Source organism: Chryseobacterium sp. SIMBA_029 (assembly GCF_046535275.1).
GTDB lineage: Bacteria > Bacteroidota > Bacteroidia > Flavobacteriales > Weeksellaceae > Chryseobacterium.
In genome coordinates this window covers 1-254 of the sequence record NZ_JAWRXA010000582.1, presented here as the reverse complement: position 1 = coordinate 254, position 254 = coordinate 1, and the positions used below count along the sequence as shown (strand labels likewise).

Below are 254 nucleotides of genomic sequence, written 5' to 3'. Positions count from 1 at the left end.
CTGCATAGGGATGAGTCTGGCAGATACACCTGAGGCTGGGCAGGGGTTTCCGTGAAACTGCCCTGCTAGCTGTTGCGCCCCCGGGCAGCTACTTTCCACCTGTCCACCACTGCGCCGTCCTGCACCGCGTGGACTTCATCCACCAGGTTCATCGCCAGGCATACGTGGTTGGGGATCACCCTGACGCGTGAGCCCAGGGCGGGGAGCTCCTCCGAGTCTGGCCAGACCACGGTGGCGTGGTGCTCGGAGAGTGC

1 pseudogene is annotated in these 254 nt (G+C 64.6%); it reads right to left on the bottom strand.

Annotated features, from left to right (window positions below):
- Positions 1 to 65: 65 nt before the first annotated feature.
- Positions 66 to 254 (bottom strand): annotated as a pseudogene (locus SB679_RS25310) (hypothetical protein); the annotation flags it as partial.